Origin of the sequence: Mesorhizobium sp. M2A.F.Ca.ET.042.01.1.1 (genome assembly GCF_003997405.1) — a bacterium.
Classification (GTDB): Bacteria; Pseudomonadota; Alphaproteobacteria; order Rhizobiales; family Rhizobiaceae; genus Mesorhizobium.
In genome coordinates this window covers 1-3,659 of record NZ_RZRX01000399.1, presented here as the reverse complement: position 1 = coordinate 3,659, position 3,659 = coordinate 1, and the positions used below count along the sequence as shown (strand labels likewise).

The following is a 3,659-nucleotide window of genomic DNA, read 5'->3' as shown; positions in this document are numbered from 1 at the left end:
ATATGGTCCGCTGCCGACAGCCGGTTGTCGAGCTCGTAGGGCGTGCCGGAGCCGGGCGCCGCCGATTGCGTCTCGCCCATCTTGAGATAGACCGGCGCGACATAGACCTCGTTCAGCACCTTGTGGCGGTTCTTCAGCCAGCGGATGTCGATGGTAACGGCGACCGCGAGCAGGATGCCGAGCACCATCTGGTTGGTGCCGGTGCCGTAGCCGAGCCGGATCAAGCCATTTGTCATGGTGAGCACGATGATGGCGCCCATCAGGCCCTTGACCACCGAGCCGCGCCCGCCGCCGAGGCTGACGCCGCCGACCACCGCCGCCGTCAGCGCCATGATCTCGAGATTGAGGCCGGTGCCCGGGCCCGCCCCGCTCAGCCGGCAGGCGATGAGAAACCCGCCGATCGATGAGCAGAAGCCGGAAAAGACATAGGTCATAAACACGGTGCGGCGCACGCGGATGCCGGCATTGTGCGCCGAACGCCGCGAGCCGCCTACCGCCAGCACATGCCAGCCCGGCCGCGAGCGCGTCAGCGCGATATGCGTGACGATGGCGAGGATGACGGCCAGCCAGACCGAAATCGACAGGCCCCAGAATGTCCCGTCGCCGATGAAATCGAGCACGTCGGACGAGGCCTGGGAAAGCTGCACGTCGGCGGCGTAGGTGCTGACCAGTATGTCGAACAGCGCCCGCCCGAAGATGAAGGTGACCAGCGTGGTGAGAAAGGCGCGCAGCCTCAGATACCCTACGAGGTAGCCGTTGATGGCGCCGAAGGCGAGCCCGGTGGCGAGCGCCGCGGCCAGGGCCAGCCAGATCGACTGTTCGAGGATGAAGAAGACATAGACGGCGGAAAAGCAGGACAGCGCGAAGATCGAGCCGACCGAGAGGTCGATGCCGCCGCCCAGCATCACCACCGTCATGCCGATGACCACCACCGAGAATTCGCCGAGTTGGCGTGTCGATTCCTGCAGCGAAGTGAGCTTGAAAAAGCCCGGAATGATCGAGCCGAACACGCCGAGCGTCGCCACCAGCGCCAGGAACGGTATCGCATTGTCTGTCCAGCGCTTGGTCAGGATCTCGCCGACCAGATGATCGGGCACGAGATTGTATCGCCAGGCCTGGAGGCGTTCACGAAAAGTCATCGGCGGCTGCTGTCATTCAAACGGGAAAAGAGGTGGCCGGAACGATCCGGCCACCTCGTGGATGCGTTCGGGAGCCGCGCCTTATTTCGCCGCCGCTTCCGCCTGCAGCGCCTTCAGGTCCCAGCAGCTGTCGGGCTTGAGATCCGCCTTCGTCGTCGCCTTCTCCAGCGTGTAGATATAGGTGTGCGAGGTGCCGGCCGGCTGGCCGCTCTGCAGCAGGAACTTGATGATGGCGTTCATGTCGCCCGACTGGCGGGCGAGGTCGGTCATTACCACGGCGCCATAGGTGCCGTCCTGGAGCTTGTCGCAGTCGGCCGTCTTCTCGCCGCCGCCGGTGGTGACCAGGAACACCTTGCCGTCGAGCTTGGCGTCGCGGATTGCGGCGGATGCCCCGGTGGCGTCGCCATCCCAGAAGTCGATGATCGAGCAGATGTCGGGGTGCTGCTGCAGCATCGTCGTTGTCACGTTGCGCGACGTGGTCGCGTCCCAATTGGAATCCGGCTTGGCGACGACCTGGAAGTCGGGATGCTTCTCCAGCACCTTCATGATGCCGGCATACTGGTAGAGGCTGGACGAGTTCGCCTGGTCGCCCTGCACAAGACCGATCTTCTTGGACGAATTCTCGCCGCAGCCCTTGATGGCCGCTTCCGCTTCGAGCTGGCCGAGCTTGTCCCAGTCGCTGCCGACGAAGGCATCGGCCGGGAAGTTGGCGGGATTGTCGACCAGGATCACATAAGTGCCGGCAGCCTGCGCCTTCTTCATCAGCTTCGAATAGGAATTGAGGTCCGGCGCATGGATGATCAGAACATCCGGCCGGGTGTCGGAAGCGATGGCGTCGGTGATCGCCTGCGCGCCGGCATCGACCACCCAGTTCGGATCGCGGGTCTCGAACGTGCCGCCCCAGGCCTCGACTTCCTTCTTCAGGTAGTGCGCCCAGCCTTGCGCCAGGTCGAAACCCATCGCCAGCGGAACCAGCATGACGCGCTTGCCGTTGAGCGCCTTGGCATAGGCGGCGGGACCTGGATCGTCGGCGGCGAAGCTCGGCGCCGCGAAGGCGGTAACGGCGAGCGCCGTGGCGGCGGCCATCAATGTTCTAAGTAGTCTCATGTCACACCTCTGGTTCGGTTTTCATTGCCGGGCGATCGTCGCGATCGCTCCGGGTACCCCAAAGCAAGATGGGCTGGCCCATCTGCTCTAAATATCGCCCTGTTGCGCGGTCTGCTCGTCGCGCGGGTTGATGATGCCGTCGACGATGATGGCTCCGAGCAGGATCGCCGCCTTGATCAGGTTCTGGTAGAGCAGCGGAATGTCGATGATGGTCATGGCGTTGAGCAGGATGCCGATCAGTGCTGCTCCCACCAGTACGTTGCGCACCCCGCCCCTGCCGCCCGAAAGGCCGATGCCGCCGATCACCGCCACCAGCACGATGTCGTAGAGCAGGGTCGAATTGACGACGCGCGTGTTGATCGAATGCAGGCTGGCCGCCGTGAGCAGGCCGGCGATCAGCGCCACGACCGCCGAAAGCGCGTAGCGCAGCACCAGCATGGGGCGCACCGGAATGCCGATGTTGCGCGCCGCGACCGGGTTGTCGCCGGCGAAATAGATGAAGCGGCCCCATTTGGTGTAGCGCAGGAACAGGAAGACCAGGAACGCCAGTCCGGCAAAGACGAAGACCTCGACCGGGATGTCGAGGAAGCGCAGGCCACCGAGCAGCTCCACCCAATGGCCCTGCGGCACCGGAACGGCATCCTGCGTGATCAGTTGCGAGCGCACATAGCCGAAGACGAAGGAGCCCGTGGCCAAAGTGACGAAGATCGCCGGAACGTCGGCATAGGCGACCAGAAAGCCGTTGAGCAGGCCGATGGCTAGAACGCCCGCCAGCACATAGGCGAAGGCCAGCCCGTCCGAGGTGCCGGTGTTGAGCAGTTGCAGGTACCAGGCGACCGACATCGCCATGATCGCCACTGCCGACAGGTCGATGCCGCGCCCGATGATGACGACCGCCATGCCGAGCGCCAGAATGCCGAGCACCGAGACGGATCGGACGATGGCCACCAGATTGTCGGCGGTCAGGAACCCGGGCAGGCCGAGCGCAGCGGCGGCGAACAAAAGGATGGCGATGGCAAAGACGATGCCTTCCTGATTAAGGCGCCTCCAGTTCGGCCAGCCGATCGCGTTCATCGCTTTTGTCTTTCGCCCCGATGGCAAGTCCTGTAGGCCGCCACCCCGCACGAAAGCTAATCGGCTCAACAGCGGCTCGTCAAATGAATCCGCGTTCAAGAACCGCCCCTCTCCGACTATTTTCCGAGTGGACGCATCGATTGCCGTAACTGGCGCAATAGCCGGAAACTCTTGGGCTTTTTGGCTGTTCGTTGCCCCAATCGCGCGGCCCGCGGAAGAACCCGTTCGAAGGCGACGCGGCCGGCGGAATTTGAGTCCGCGAAATCCCCCCGGCGCGACCTCAATTGTTCGTCGAATGGCCTGAAACCTCGGCCCCGGCATTGGCCGGCAGCACCAGGA

General features: G+C 64.0%; 3 protein-coding genes. All 3 read right to left on the bottom strand.

Features of this window, described 5'->3' with window-relative positions:
* A partial coding sequence (locus EOA23_RS32565) for an ABC transporter permease (protein WP_145966558.1) occupies positions 1-1,139 on the bottom strand: 1,139 nt, incomplete at its 3' end.
* Positions 1,140-1,220: 81 nt separating this feature from the next.
* A complete protein-coding gene (locus tag EOA23_RS32560; protein WP_126059985.1) occupies positions 1,221-2,246 on the bottom strand; it encodes a sugar ABC transporter substrate-binding protein in 1,026 nt (341 codons plus the stop codon).
* Between the two features lie 87 nt (positions 2,247-2,333).
* The gene (locus EOA23_RS32555) at positions 2,334-3,320 is read right to left on the bottom strand and encodes an ABC transporter permease (protein ID WP_126059984.1); all 987 of its coding nucleotides are present in this window, start codon (positions 3,318-3,320) and stop codon (positions 2,334-2,336) included.
* Between the last annotated feature and the right edge of the window lie 339 nt (positions 3,321-3,659).